Raw genomic sequence first — 14036 nt, 5'->3', positions numbered from 1 at the left:
AATCGCGGTTAGGGCAAGCCGAGCCCAGCATGACCGCGCCCCGATGACCCTCCCGCCGCACCGCCTGCCCTTGCGCCTGGGAACCCGGCGTTCTCCCCTCGCCATGGCCCAGGCCGAGGAAACCCGGGACCGCCTGCGCGCTGCGCTGGACCTCTCCGAAGATGCGATCGAACTCGTCCAAGTCATCGCCAGCGGCGACCGGATCCAGGACCGTCCGCTGGCCGAGATCGGCGGCAAGGCGCTGTGGACGCGCGAACTCGACCAGGCGCTGTTCGAGCGCCGGATCGACGCGGCCGTTCATTCGCTGAAGGACGTCGAGACGTTCCGCCCGGACGAGCTGGTCATTGCCGCCGTCCTGCCGCGCGCCGACGTCCGCGACGTGCTGATTGGCGCGGCCACCGTGGCCGCGATCCCGCAGGGCGCGCGCGTGGGAACCTCGGCCCCCCGGCGGGCCGCTCTCATGCTCAATGCCCGGCCGGACGTCGAGGTCGTCTCGCTCCGCGGGAACGTCGCGACGCGGCTGGCCAAGCTCGCGGCGAGCGAGGTCGACGTAACCCTGCTCGCCGCAGCGGGCCTCGCACGCCTGGGCGAAACCGGCGTCGGCACACCGCTTTCCACCGAGGACTGGTTGCCCGCCCCGGCTCAGGGCGCGATCGGGATCGAATGCCGGGCCGACGATGAGGCGATGCGTGCCGCGCTTGCCACCATCGACCACGCGCCCAGCCGCACTGCGGTGATGGCAGAGCGCGCGCTGCTCGCCGCATTGGGCGGAAGCTGCCACAGCCCGATTGCCGTACTGACGTCTTGCGAAGACGGCACGGTGACCTTGCGCGCCGCGCTGCTTTCGCCCGACGGCGCGGCGCGGGTGGACGGCACCCTGGAATTCTCCATCGACGACGCCGACGGCCCCGCGCGCTTGGCGGCCGACCTACTCACGCGCGGCGGCCCCGAGATCGCCCGCTGGTTCCACGCCCACGCGAACGACGGGTGAGCGCTCGGCCGTTCGTCGTCGTCCGGCCCGAGCCGGGCAACCGCGCGACGCTGGCCGCCGCCGAAGCGCTGGGACTGGAAGCCGCGGGCTTTCCCCTGTTCAGCGTCGAGCCGGTCGCGTGGAACGCCGACGGCCTCGACGCCTGCGACGCGCTGCTGCTCGGCAGCGCCAACGCGCTGCGCCATGGCGGCGAGGGGCTGCGCGGGCTTTCCACGCTGCCGGTCTACGCGGTTGGCGAGGAAACCGCCGCAGCGGCAAGGGCCGCAGGTTTCGAAGTGGCTCATACGGGGCGCGGCGGCCTCCAGTCGTGCCTCGCGCCTGCGCAGCGCGACGGCCGCCGCCATGCCCTCCGGCTGGCAGGAGAGGCGCACGTCGCGCTGGCTCCCGTGCCCGGGCTCAACGTGACGACGCGCGTCGTCTACCGGGTCCGCCCGCTTCCCCTTCCGGCCGATGCCGCGCGCCTGTTTTCGGCCGGGGCCGTCGTGGCGCTTCATTCTGGAGAGGCGGCCGTCCACTTTGCCCGCGAGGTCGACCGTCTCGGGTTGCGTCGCCAGGAGATCGCGCTGGCCTGCCTCGCGCCGCGCGTCGCCGATGCAGCAGGTCCCGGCTGGAGACAAGTCGCCGTCGCACCCGAGCCGCGCGATGTCTCGCTTCTGGCCATGGCCCGCGAACTGTGCCAGACCCCCCGTCAGGGGTCATAAACCAGAGCGAAGCCGTAAACCGGATGCAGGACGATATCTATGCGGAGCCGCCGTCGGCGGTGACGCGCCAACGATCCGACAGGTCGTCGACGACACAGTTCACCATCGTTGCGCTGCTTGTCGCGCTCCTTCTCGGAGGCGCCGCGGCGCTGTGGATCGGCCACCGCGCCGGATACGTGACCTTCACGACCAGGACGCCCATGACCAGCGCGGCGCCCGCAGGTCAGCCGCAGCCGGTAGCCGCGCAGCCGGCTCCCATCCCGGCAGAGCAGGTGCAGGATGCCACGCAAGTCGCGCTAGGCGTTCGCATGGCCGAGCTCGAGCAGCGGATGACCCAGCTCAATCTCCAGGCCGATGCCGCGCAAGGCAACGCCGCCCGTGCCGAGGGCCTCCTGATCGCTTTCGCCGCACGCCGCGCGATCGAGCGCGGAACCCCGCTCGGCTATCTCGAGGACCAGCTCAAGCTGCGCTTCGGCAATGCCCAGCCCAACGCGGTCCAGACCCTTACCGAGGTGGCCGCCAGCCCGGTCACGCTCGACATGCTGACCCAGGGTCTGGACGCGCTGGCCCCCACGATCACCCATGCCCCGGCCAGCGCCGACCTGTTCCAGCGGGTGGGCCGCGAGGTCGCCAACCTGTTCGTCGTGCGCCGGGTGGGCACCCCCTCGCCCGCGCCAGAGCGGCGGATCGACCGCGCGCGGATGTTCCTCGACACGGGCCGGGTGGATGCGGCGATCGGCGAGGTCGAGCGCCTGCCCGGCCGCGCCGCAGCGGAGAACTGGATCGTGATGGCCCGGCGCTATGTCCGGGCGCAGCGCGCGCTCGACCTGATCGAGACCGCCGCGATCCTCGAACCGCGCACCTTGCGTGACGAAGCCGGCGCCAAGGTTTCGGCGCCCAGCCCGATCGCGGCACCGACCGGCGCGGTCCCCCCGGCAAGCGCGGCCGAAGCGACTTTCTGAAACCTCAAGCCGGCTGGAGCAATCGCGGCAGGGTGCCCGAAACGCCCCGAGCCTCGTCCATGAACCAGCGCTTGAGCGGCGGCATGCGCTGCACTCCCGCCATCCCGATCCGCCGCACGAGCGACGGCAGCCGTCCCGGAATCCCGAACAGGCGGGTCAGCCCGTCGGTCGCAAGGGCAACCGTGAAGCCATCGACTGCACGCCACCGTTCGTAGCGCGCCAGTACCTGCGCATCGCCCGGCTCGAGCCCCAGGCGCATCCCGTCGGAGATCACCTCGATCAGCGCCGCCGCATCGCGCAAGCCCAGGTTAAGCCCCTGCCCGGCGATGGGATGGATGCCATGCGCGGCATCGCCCACCAGCGCAAGACGGTCGGCGACGATCCGCGCCGTGTGGTGGAAGCCAAGCGGATAGCTCGAGCGCGGACTGGCGAGCGCGATCTCGCCCAGGACACCACCCATCGCCTCGCGCGCCTCGGCCAGGAACGCGGTCTCGGACATCGCCAGCACCCCCGCCGCGTCGCTTTCGGCGACGGTCCAGACCAGCGCGCTGCGATGGCGGCCGGCGTCGTCGTCCAGCATGGGCAGCAACGCGAACGGCCCGGCGGGATAAAAGATCTCCCAGGCGACGTTGCCGTGGGGGATGGAGTGAGCAAGCCCGGCGATGATGGCCCGGTGGCGGTAGTCCCACTTGGCGATGTTCAGCCCGGCCCCGTCGCGCGTCGGCGAATTGCGCCCCTCGGCGGCGACCAGCAGGCTTCCGCCCAGCGTGCGGCCATCGGACAGGGTCACCACGACGCCGTGCGCGCCCCGCTCGCGCGAGAGAACCTCTACGCCGGGATGAAACGCGATCTCGGGACATTCGGCGGCGATCGCGAATAGCGCCAGGCGAAGCTCGCGGTTGGCGAACATCCGGCCAAGGGCGCCATCGCCCTCGTCCCGCTCGTCCGGGCGAAAGTCGATCCTGCCCGGTCGCATGGCGTCGTTGACCGCAATCGCCGCGATCGGGCAGCCCTTGGGCTCCAGCCGTTCGGCCAGGCCCAAATGTGTGAACAGGTTCCAGCTTGCGGTGGAGATCGCGGAGGCGCGTCCGTCGAAGCCCTCGCCGGTCACGCTGGCGGGCTCGGCGCGGTCGATGACGTGGCTCGTGATCCCGGCGCGGGCCAGCCCGATCGCCAGGGTCATGCCGACCAGTCCGCCGCCCAGGATGACGACGTCGCGGCGCTCGCCGCGCGCGGAAGCCGGATCAGCGGGCACAGGTCGTCGCCGCGCCGGGATCGAGATCGAGACAGCGTCCGTCGAAGGCGCCGGGCTCGGACGAAAGGCCGATCAGTGCGGCCAGTGTGGGCGCGATATCGACCGTCTCAACCGCATTGGGCTGCTCGAAACCGGTCATGCCGGGGCGGAAGAACAGCATCGGAACCCTCCGGTCATAGTCCCAGGGCGAACCATGTGTGGCGGTATAGCCAGGCGCAGGCACGGGGATCGGCACGATCGCGCGCTTGAGCAGCATCACCGCGTCGCCCGAACGCGGCGCATAGTAGGACGCGCGCGCCCGCTGGATGAGCGTCCAGGTCTCGGGCGAACCGGTTGGCGGCGGCGTGGCCGCGATTTCCGCGGCGGAAAACACGGCTGCGACCTGGGGCTGGGCCAGCGCCTCGCGCTTAAGCTCGCCAAAGACCTGCGTCTTCTGCCGCGCGGTCAGTGCGCGGTTGAAATAGAGGTCGCCGAACGGCGCGTCGCCCAGGATCAAGGGTCCCTTGACCGCGATCTTCAGCCTCTCTGCGATCGCCTTGCCCAGCGCCTCAGGCACCAGTGCCGGCACCGCGCGAGCCGCATGGGGCAGGCCCTGAATGTCGAGCCGCTCGGGCACGTCGAAGCCGCCGTGATCGGCGGTCAGCACGACCTGGTAATCGATGCCGCGACTTTCGAGGAACGACAGGAGGTCGCCCACCGCGTGGTCGAGCGCGTGCATCTGGATGCACATCTCGGTCCCCTCGGTGCCGGTGGCGTGGCCGATGTAGTCGGTGGCGGACAACCCGACCGCGATGATGTCGGTCGCGGCACCCGTGCCAAGGTCCATCTCGGCGATGACCTTCTTGGCGAGATCCACGGTCGCCGCATCGAGCGCGGGCGAGATACGGAACTGGTTGGCCTCGCCCGCCCCGCGAGCGAAGCGGCCGGTGCCGACCGTGACCTTGCCCGCCTGGATCGGGCGATCCATCGCCGTGCAATCGCCGGGAAGCGGCATCGCGGCGGCGGGGACCGCAAGCTGCGCCGCGACCGCCTCGTTCTCAGCCAGCGCCGAGGGGCCGAGCGTGCGGCCTTCAAGCGTGGCGAAGCCGCTGCCCTTCCACCAATAGACCTGGTCGAGCGTGCGCCCGCCCATCATCAACGCGGCGCGATCCTTGCCCGCCACCGCCACGCTGCGGGTGCGCGGGTCGGCGGCCTTCATCCGGTCGCCCAGCGTGGGCACGAGCAGATGGCCGACCGATGCGACGTAGTCTTTCGGATCGGACGCGGCCTTTGTCTCGTCCTCGGCGCAATAGATGCTCTTCTTGTCGCGCGCGGCGCCAAGATCGAACCAGTTGTTGGCGATGATCCCGGTGCGCGCGGGGTGATCACCGGTCAGGATCGTCGAATGGCCCGGACAGGTCTCGGTCGCCGCGTGGCTCTGGTAGCCGGCGGGGAAGACCGCGCCCTGCTGAAGCCGGCGAAGGCCCTCGGTGTAGCGCGAGCGGTACTGGGCGAAGAGATCGGCGGAAAACTGGTCGACCGAGATCGCGACGATGAGACGCGGCGGACCCGAGGGGACGGCGGCGGGTTCGGCCGCCGGGATCGGCGCGGCGGCGAGCGGAGGAGAGACGGATTGGGCGGGGGCGGTGGCGCAGCCGGCAAGGCCCAGCGGAAACGCGGACAAGGCGAGAAATGTCAGTAAACGGGCGCGGACGCGCATGAACGGCCTCTCTTCGATTCGCAAATACGGACGTTGCCCGGACCGGGCGCGACGCATATGGCGTGATGGCCCCGGGCGACGCGCGACGCAAGCGCATGTCCGATGGCGCGGAGGAAACCTTGTCTAGCGTGCGCCGATTGCTGCGAAGCCTGCTGGTGCTGGCCGCCCTTGCCGTGGGCACGGCCCCGGCGCTTGCCGCCCCCACGCATATCGCCGCCGAACTGGTCCCCGAACGCACCGTCGCCGCGCCGGGCGAAACCGTGGCACTGGCGCTCCACATGCGTCCCGAGCCGACCTGGCACGGGTACTGGGAAAATCCCGGAGACGCCGGGTTCGGCATGGGCCTGGCATGGTCGCTGCCCAACGGCGCGAGCACCGGCAAGCCGCTTTATCCCGTCCCCCAGACCCTGCTGATCTCGGGCCTGATGAACCACGTCTACGAGCGCGAGTATGCGGTTCTGGTGCCGTTTACGGTGCCGCGCGGGTCCGTGGCGGGGTCCGTTCTGCCGATCACCGTCGCGGCCGACTGGCTCGCCTGCACGCGCGAGGTCTGCGTGCCCGAGAAAGCGCAGCTCGCCACCACGATCACGGTCGGCACGCCCGGCGCGCGCGATCCGCGCTTCGATGGCTGGCGCCGCAAGCTTCCTGCGCCGATGGCGGAGACATCGGCGTTCGCACTACAGGACGGCAAGGTTCGCCTGGCGATACCGCTCCCCGCCAGCCTGGCCCTGGCGCGGCCGCACCTGTTCGTCGCGAACGAGCGGGTGGCCGATTACGCTGCCCCGCAGGTCTTTTCGCGGCGCGGCGACAGCCTGATCGTCGAACTGAAGCCGGCGGCCGGAGCCGCTTCGCCCGAGGCGCTGGACGCGGTCCTGGCCTTCGGCACAGGCGACGGCGCGGGCGGGCTGACCGTCCGTGCGCTGCCCGGCGGGGTCCCCCCGGCGGGAACCCCGCTGGCCGGGGCGGCGAGCGAACCTGCCGCGATGTCGACCGCCGGCCTGCTTGCCCTGCTCGGCGGCGCGCTCCTTGGCGGACTCCTGCTGAACGTTATGCCCTGCGTCTTTCCGATCCTCAGCCTCAAGGCGCTGTCGCTGGCGGGCACGAACGCCGACGGCGGCAAGGCCCGGCGCGACGGCCTGGCCTATACCGCAGGGGTGATCCTCGCCTGTCTCGCGCTAGGCGCAGCGATGCTGGGCTTGCGCGCCGCGGGCGAGCAGGTGGGCTGGGCGTTTCAGTTGCAGGAACCGCTGGTCGTTGCCGGGCTGCTGATGCTGGCGATCGCTATCACCGCCAACCTTGCGGGGCTTTACGAACTGCCGATGCTGATGGAGAGGAGCGGGGGCGGAAGCGCCTTTGCCACCGGGCTGCTTGCCGCGTTCGTCGCGACGCCATGCACCGGGCCGTTCATGGCTGCGGCGATGGGCGCGGCGCTGGTCCTTCCCCCCGCGGCCGCGCTGGCGGTCTTCGGCGCGCTCGGCCTCGGGCTCGCGCTGCCGTTTCTTGCGCTCGCCCTCGTCCCGCCGCTGCGCCGCCTGATGCCGCGTCCCGGGCCGTGGATGGTACGTTTCCGACACGCGATGGCGGTTCCGATGGGTCTGACCGCACTGGCGCTTGCCTGGCTCGCCTGGCGGATCGGCGGGATCGGATTTCTCGCGGCCAGCGCGTTACTGGCAGTTGCGCTCATCGCGGTCCTCGTCAGGATCGGGCGAAACCAGCATGCCGGCCGTCCGGCGGGACGCGCGACGGCGGGCTTTGCCGCATTGGCCCTGCTCGGCGTGATCGCCTTGCCGCCAACCGTGTCGGCCACGCCGCCGAGCCAGGAAACCGATGCACTCAATTCACGCAATTTCTCACGCGATGCGCTCGCCCGCGCGCGTGCCTCGGGCAAGCCGGTGTTCGTCTATTTTACCGCGGACTGGTGCCTGACCTGCAAGGTGAACGAGCGCGCCGCGATAGAAAGCCCCGGAACGGCAGCCGCGTTTCGTGCAGCCGGGGTGCGCAGCCTGCGCGGTGACTGGACCCGCCGAGAGCCCGAGATCACCCGCTTCCTCGGTGAAAATGGCGCGGCAGGCGTCCCGCTTTACTTGTGGTATTCGCCGAACGCGCCCCAAGGCGAAGTGCTGCCTCAGCTCCTGACCGAAGCCGAGCTCGTGGAGCGCGCACGAAAGATCTAGCGAATCGGAAAAGGTGAGAGGACGGGAACGCCAGACGGCGCCGTTTCGGCTGCCTTTCGATGACGTTCCCGCCCTGTTTCCCACGGGGACTTCGAATTGGCGACCCGAAGGGCCCCTGCAGGGAATACCGGCCGTCACCTGCCGGTTTCGCGAGGAGTTCTGTCCCCCGCATGCGGCAGGGTCAAGCCAATCCCGCGTTGGGACTGCGGGATTGCGACGAACCGAACGAGGTGGGCGACGGACCCCCCGCGCAAGCGCGCGCCAGCGGCCTTCGCGGCATCCTTTATCCGGTGCGCCGGCCATGCTAGCGAGCGAACCGCGTGGGGCAGGCGCCGCGGGGAAACCTCGCTGCACCCTGGATTGCCGCCCCCGGCCGAAAGTCTGGAGGAAGCCCTTCGATGCGCACAATTCGCTCAGAGACGCTGCCGGCCCCTGCGAGCCGCGCATGCTGACGCTGACGATCCGCAACGCCGAGAAGCTCGACAACGGCTCGCCGCTCGCGCTCGAGGTCGGGCCCAAGGGCGCCACCATAGGGCGCGCCGCCAGCGCGGACTGGTCGCTTCCCGATCCCGACCTGCACATCTCGTCGCGGCACTGCGACATCGTCTGTCGCGACGGCGGCTACGATCTGATCGACAGCAGCACCAACGGCACCTTCGTCAACGACGATCAGGCACGCTTGTCCGCGCCGCATCGAATTCGCGAAGGCGACGTCATTCGCATCGGCCGGTACGAGATCGTGGCCGCGATGACGCCGGCAGAGGCCGCTCCCGCGGTTCCGCCGCCTCCACCACCACCACCGCCACCACCACCACCTCCTCCTCCCCCACCTCCGCCCCCGCCCCCGCCCGTGGCAGCGCCGGCTCCCGCTCCCGCCCCCTCGGCCAAGGCCGACAGCGACGTGTGGAACCGGGTAGCCGCAAGCAATGCGATCGATTGGGCACGCGCAGGCATCGGCGCTTCGGCCGAGGCTGCAGCCCCGCCCGCCGCGCCGGTCGCGGCAGGCGCGGACGAGCACGCTTCGTCGGCAGCAGCGGGCATGGCGGCGATGCTGGGCGGCGCAGGGGTCGATCCCGCGCTGATGCGGCAGGAGCCGGGGGCGGTGCTGGGCCAGGCGGGCGCGCTGCTGCGCCGTCTGGTCGCCGGGATGGTCGTGATGCTCGAGGCACGGGCTCGCGCCAAGAGCCAGATGGGCGCGCAAGGCACCGGGCTCGAGATCGAGGGGAACAATCCGCTCAAGTTCGTCCGCACGCCCGAACAGGCGATGCAGCACATGCTCAACCCGCCCGAGCGCGGGTTCATGTCGGCCGAACGGGCGATCGACGACGCGTTCCAGGACCTTCAGGCGCATCAGCTCGCCACTCTGCGGGCGATGCAGGGCGCGCTTCGGGCCACGCTGGACCGCTTCTCGCCCAAGTCGATCCGGACGCGCGCGGACCGGCGCGGCATCCTGGAGAAGATATTGCCCGCCGCGCGCGATGCCGCGCTGTGGAAGTCCTACGAGCGCGAGTTCAGCGGAGTCGCGTTCGAATCGGACGAGGCCTTCATGGACATGTTCGCCAAGGAGTTCCGCCGAGCCTATGACGAGATCAGCCGCGGGGGCTGATGCCGCGCGTTCAGCCGGGCTGCTCGTCCACCGTCCGGTACCAGATCATTTCGGACTTCCACTCGCGCTTGTCCGCCGCATCGAGGAACTCGTCGATCTGGTTGCGATCGCTCTCGCCCGCGGGCTTGCTCAACATCTTGGCGTCGAACGGGCCCTTGCCCTTGAGGAGCAGGACGCCCGACCAGCCCTTGTGGTCGGTCTGGACCGATAGCCGGAAGACGTCCTTGCGCGGCTCGGCGATCCCGTCGCCGGGGACGAGCTGGCTGCGGCTGGTGATGATCGGCTGGATCTCGCCGCTTTCCTCCAGCCCGAACAGGCCGACGTCACCGTCGTAGTCGCTGAGGTCGATCTCGACGATCGGAACCGCGGCAAGGTCGCCCGCGTCGGCATAGTTGGCGCCGAGCTTCTTCATCTCGTATTTGCGCTGGCTGACGGTGAGGCGGTTGCCGTCGTAATCGCGAATCTGCCGGAAGGCCTCGATCGGCCCGCAGTCCTTCACGTCGATCCGGCTCACGTCATCGAAATCAGCCTTGCCTGCAGTCAGCCCAGCAGCGGCCAGCAGGCCGTCGATCTGCGTTTCCGCCGCCGCGGGCTTGCCCGCCACGCCGCGCAACGCGAAATCGACCGTATCGCCCTGGGCATGGAGCGAGGCGATATCGAGCCAGCTGCATTCGACCTTGGGAAGCCCGGCCAGGATCGCGGTGCGCGCCGCACGCTCGCTTGCCGCACCATCACCGCCGCCAGCGCCGCCGCTGGTCCCGCCACCGCCGCCGAACATGAACCAGCCCCCTGCCGCAAGCGCGACGAGCGCTGCGGCGATCCCGCCATACAAGAGGCCTTTGCCGCCGCCCTGGCGCTGGGGCGAGGCGTCGGGCGTCAGCACCGTTGCGCCGGCGTGGACCCGAGGGGCGTGATGCAGCCCGGTCGTTTCCGGTCCCTGCCCGGAAAGCGCGGCGAGCACTTCGTCCATCGAGCGCAGCCGGTTGGCGGGATCGGGTTCCAGCATCCGCGCCAGCACCGGGCGCAATTCCTCGGGCGCAGCGGAAAGGTCGGGGATCGACTGGCGCTTCTCGAACGCGTCGGCGAGCGAGCCGCCCATGTCCACGTCGCGCTTCTGCGCGACCGCCAGCATCACCAGGCCCAGCGAATAGACGTCGGTCCACGGGCCGACCGAACGATTGTAGGAACCGAGCTGCTCCGGCGCGACATAGCCGAGCTTGCCGGCGAACCCTTCGCCCACGATCGTCTTGGAGCTGGGATCCAGGTCCTTGGCGATGCCGAAGTCGATGATCTTGGCGTCCTTGAGCCGGCCGCCTTCAAGAAGGACGTTGTCCGGCGCGATATCGCGGTGGATCGCATCGAGTTCGTGCGCGGCGCCGAGCGCCGCCGCGAGGCGGCGCAGCATCGCCACCTGATCGGCAGGCGCGGCATCCAGCGTGCGCAGCACTTCGGACAGGTTCACCCCGTCGACGAACTCGGTGACGATGTAGGTTACGCCTAGGGTCGGCTCACGCCCCAGCAACCGGTACTGGACGAGGCCGGGGTGGCGCAGCCGCGTCAGCGTCTTCGCTTCCTTGGAGAACATGGCCTGGACCAGCGGATCGGCTGCCAGGTGCGGCAGCATGACCTTGATCGCCACACGGTCATCCTCGGCGTTGACGTTCACGCCCTCGAACACCTCGCCCATCCCGCCACGGGCAATGAACCGGCGCACCTCGTACGTGTGGTTGAGAACGTCGCCGATCTGGATTTGCCGGGCCTGCCCGGCGGGCTGCGCCGCCTGTCCTGCGGGCGGCGTGGAGGGAGTGGACGGCGGCACGGAACCCGCGGCACTGCCCGCCACGAAGCGGGTCTTGTCGTCGGCCTGGCCGGCAGGGATGAAGCGGGTCGCCTCATCTCCGCCGCCCGCGCCGGCGGGGGTTTCGTCCTTGGGGGTATTCTCGCTCATCATGCGCTTCCTTCTCCGGCAAGCGCGAGCAGGGTCGGCTCGTTGGCATGGACCAGAATGACGGTGACGTTGTCGGGCGCACCGCGGGCCAGGCAGGCGGCGACCAGCGCTTCGCCCGAGCGGCTGCCCGATTTGTCGAGGATGGCGGCGATCTCGTCGTCCGCGATAACCCCGTGCAGGCCGTCGCTCGATAGGAGAAACAGGTCGTTGGGACGCACGCGGTCTCGGATCGCGTCGATCGACAGCGTTTCCTCGACACCGACCGCGCGGGCAAGGATGTGGCGCATCGGGTGATCGGCCAGGTCCTCGGGATCGAGCAGCCCGCGATCGAGCAGTTCCTGGACCTGGCTGTGATCGCGGGTAAGGGGGATGAGCTGGCGGTCGCGGTAGAGGTAGGCGCGACTGTCGCCCGCCCACAAAACCGCGAACTCATCGCCGCGCAGGACGAGCGCGACGAAAGTGGAGCCCATCATCTTGCCCGCATCCTGCGACGCGGCGAAGATCCGCGCGTTGGCGGCGTGGACCGCGTTGCCAAGTTCTTCGCACGCCGCTTCCAGCCCTTCGGGCAGGCTGGTCGCAGCGACCGCATCGACGATCGCCTGCGAGGCGAACTGGCCGTTCTCGTGCCCACCCATGCCGTCTGCGACGAGCCACGCCTGTTCCCGAGGCAGGCTGACGTGGCTGTCCTCGTTCGCCGCCCGGGCAAGCCCGACATCGGTGGTCGCGAAATCCTCGACGCGGATTGATCCGGTCATCCGGCGATCTCCAGCATTCGTTCGATAAGCCCTTCGGGGAAACGGCCGGGTTCGGTCAGGAAGGAGCCATCCTGGCCCTCGATGCTCCAGCCTTCACGAGGATCGACGGGAGGCGGCGAAGCGGGAACCGGCTGGCGCAAGGCTTCGTCGAGGCGGCCTGCGTCCCAGCGGCTGCCGATGGCCGCGGCGGCGAGTTCGAGGCAGTGACGCGCAGCCACCGCGGCCTCGCCCGCACCGGCGGCCGGAATACCCAGGAACAGCGGAAAGCGGCGCCCGACCGCATCGACCGAAGGACACAGAGCGGCCCCGCGCCATCCCCCGTCGCCGCCGCGATCGATCAGGAGCCAGGCCGGTGCGGCGAGATAGCGCGCGTCGAAATCGTCGCTGAACCGGGCGCGGGCCCGGGCCAGCGCGGCGGCAAGCCAGTCGTCGAGCTGGTCGCGGAGCGGGCCCGAAACGCCGCGAACGAGAAAATCGCCGTGAGCGGGGAGCTTGCCGAACAGCCAAGGCTCGGAGGGCAGCGAGCTGTCCGCCAGCGTCCCACCCGCGGCGGGCGGAGCCGCCCGCGCCTGCGTGTTGCGCTGGAACAGCGCCACCGTCAGGCGCCTTTCGCGCTCATCACGATCAGCACCACGCCGATCACCGTGAAGATCGCCACGGCGGCCAGTGCGCCGATCAATTGGCGGCGCTGCTTCTCGCGCGCCGCGCGGCCGGTCTGGACCAGTCCCGCTTCGCGAAAGACGACTTCGCGCAACAGCCGGTTGAGGAAGTAGGTGCGGCCCGACTGTCCGGTCTGCGCTGGCGCCGCGTCATAGATTTCCGCCACGCCCGACAGGATGCGGTCGAGCGGCGCCCCTTCCTGGACGCCGCTGGTGAAGTAGAATCCGCGCAGGGTGCCCGCCGCCTCTCCCGAGGCGAACGCGCCCTCCATGAAGCGCGCAAGACGCGAGCGCAGCGCCGCAAGCTGAGAGGGATAGCCGAGGATCAGGCTGCGGCGGGTCGCGTCGGCTTCTTCCTTCAGCCGCTTCGCCTGACGGGCGCCTTGCGCCGAGACCATCCGGTCGAATGCGGCCACGATCGCGTTCTGCGCCGGCCGCGTGTCGGGATCGGGCAGGGTCACACCAAGCACCGCGCGGCGGCCCTCGACTTCGAGATCGTCGTAGAACTCGACGAAGCCGGCCAGCAGGTCGGCCTTGGTCAGGAGGAGGTACACGGGCGTATCGACGTCGAGCGCGGCGCGCAGCTCGGAAAGGCGGCGGCGGACGCTGGTCGCGTGGCGGTCGATCCCGGCGAGATCGGCCTTCAGCAACTCGTCCACCCCGATCGCGACGATGACGCCGTTGATCGGCTGCTTCGGGCGGTTCCGGCGAAGCTGGGCGAGCAGGCTGCGCCATCCCTGGCTGTCAGCCGAAGCATCGGAATCCTGAGAGGTATAGCGACCAGCGGTATCGACGATGGCCGCCTCGTCGGCAAACCAGAAGTCGAGATTGCGGGTGCCGCCGATGCCCTTGAGCGATTGGTCGGCAAACGGAAAGCGCAGCCCCGAATTGAGCAGCGCAGTCGTCTTGCCCGCGCCCGGCGGGCCAATAATGACGTACCACGGACGGCTGTAGAGATAGTCGCGCGCGCCGCCCGAAGCCTGCTTGAACGAGGCGATAGCATCACGCATGCGCTGGGTGACGACGGCTTCCTCCTGCGCGCCCGAGGCACCGGAAAGCTCTGCCGCGATCTCGTCGCTCGCCCGTCGCGCCTGACGCTGGCGGACCATGACCAGCACGATCCAGATGCCGATGACGACGAGCGCGATCACCGCGCGCACGCCGAATGGCTGGAGTGCGGGGACGAAGAGCGGAAGGCCGAAGCACAGCAGGATGACCAGTGCCGCGGCAAACAGCCCGGTAACGGCGGTCCAGCTTGAGAAGATGCGGTTCATCAGACGGCCCCT

The 14036-nt window shown here is 70.0% G+C and carries 11 protein-coding genes; 5 read left to right on the top strand and 6 right to left on the bottom strand.

From position 1 onward, the window contains the following. Nucleotides 1–43 precede the first annotated feature (43 nt). The 3 genes from hemC to ACFO0A_RS04675 are packed head-to-tail and all read left to right on the top strand — an operon-like array spanning nt 44 to nt 2654. The gene (gene hemC / locus ACFO0A_RS04685; protein ID WP_379537805.1) at nt 44–991 is read left to right on the top strand and encodes a hydroxymethylbilane synthase; all 948 of its coding nucleotides are present in this window, start codon (nt 44–46) and stop codon (nt 989–991) included. Further along, nucleotides 988–1692 (top strand): uroporphyrinogen-III synthase, encoded by a 705-nt coding sequence (locus tag ACFO0A_RS04680; protein ID WP_379537804.1) that lies wholly within the window; start codon nt 988–990, stop codon nt 1690–1692. The genes hemC and ACFO0A_RS04680 overlap by 4 nt, the downstream gene beginning before the upstream one ends. After that, nucleotides 1665–2654: a hypothetical protein gene (locus ACFO0A_RS04675; protein WP_379537803.1), complete on the top strand. Its 990-nt coding sequence runs from the start codon at nt 1665–1667 to the stop codon at nt 2652–2654. Before ACFO0A_RS04680 ends, ACFO0A_RS04675 begins: the two co-directional genes overlap by 28 nt. Nucleotides 2655–2658: 4 nt before the next feature. Here ACFO0A_RS04675 and ACFO0A_RS04670 read toward each other — a convergent pair whose 3' ends face one another. Both ACFO0A_RS04670 and ACFO0A_RS04665 read right to left on the bottom strand, forming a co-directional pair. Then, complete coding sequence (locus ACFO0A_RS04670) at nt 2659–3909, bottom strand: UbiH/UbiF/VisC/COQ6 family ubiquinone biosynthesis hydroxylase (protein WP_379537802.1); 1251 nt, start codon at nt 3907–3909, stop codon at nt 2659–2661. Continuing rightward, a complete protein-coding gene (locus ACFO0A_RS04665) occupies nt 3899–5608 on the bottom strand; it encodes an alkaline phosphatase family protein (RefSeq protein WP_379537801.1) in 1710 nt (569 codons plus the stop codon). The genes ACFO0A_RS04670 and ACFO0A_RS04665 overlap by 11 nt, the downstream gene beginning before the upstream one ends. 65 nt (nt 5609–5673) lie before the next feature. Between ACFO0A_RS04665 and ACFO0A_RS04660 the strand changes: the two genes are divergently transcribed. Next, nucleotides 5674–7782, top strand: coding sequence for a protein-disulfide reductase DsbD family protein (locus ACFO0A_RS04660; RefSeq protein WP_379538165.1), 2109 nt, complete (start codon nt 5674–5676; stop codon nt 7780–7782). Between the two features lie 445 nt (nt 7783–8227). Next, a complete protein-coding gene (gene tagH, locus ACFO0A_RS04655) occupies nt 8228–9388 on the top strand; it encodes a type VI secretion system-associated FHA domain protein TagH (RefSeq protein ID WP_379537800.1) in 1161 nt (386 codons plus the stop codon). Between the two features lie 10 nt (nt 9389–9398). Here tagH and ACFO0A_RS04650 read toward each other — a convergent pair whose 3' ends face one another. The 4 genes from ACFO0A_RS04650 to tssM are packed head-to-tail and all read right to left on the bottom strand — an operon-like array spanning nt 9399 to nt 14024. After that, complete coding sequence (locus ACFO0A_RS04650) at nt 9399–11336, bottom strand: serine/threonine-protein kinase (protein WP_379537799.1); 1938 nt, start codon at nt 11334–11336, stop codon at nt 9399–9401. Then, nucleotides 11336–12091 carry a PP2C family protein-serine/threonine phosphatase gene (locus ACFO0A_RS04645; RefSeq protein WP_379537798.1) on the bottom strand — a complete coding sequence of 252 codons (756 nt, stop codon included), beginning with the start codon at nt 12089–12091 and terminating at the stop codon, nt 11336–11338. Before ACFO0A_RS04645 ends, ACFO0A_RS04650 begins: the two co-directional genes overlap by 1 nt. Next, nucleotides 12088–12687 carry a type VI secretion system-associated protein TagF gene (gene tagF, locus ACFO0A_RS04640; RefSeq protein ID WP_379537797.1) on the bottom strand — a complete coding sequence of 200 codons (600 nt, stop codon included), beginning with the start codon at nt 12685–12687 and terminating at the stop codon, nt 12088–12090. The genes ACFO0A_RS04645 and tagF overlap by 4 nt, the downstream gene beginning before the upstream one ends. Before the next feature lie 2 nt (nt 12688–12689). Next, nucleotides 12690–14024 (bottom strand): type VI secretion system membrane subunit TssM, encoded by a 1335-nt coding sequence (gene tssM, locus ACFO0A_RS04635; protein WP_379537796.1) that lies wholly within the window; start codon nt 14022–14024, stop codon nt 12690–12692. Nucleotides 14025–14036: the final 12 nt, after the last annotated feature.

Origin of the sequence: Novosphingobium tardum (genome assembly GCF_042652045.1) — a bacterium.
Taxonomy (GTDB): Bacteria; Pseudomonadota; Alphaproteobacteria; order Sphingomonadales; family Sphingomonadaceae; genus Novosphingobium; species Novosphingobium tardum.
This window is presented reverse-complemented; position numbering and strand designations above follow the sequence as displayed.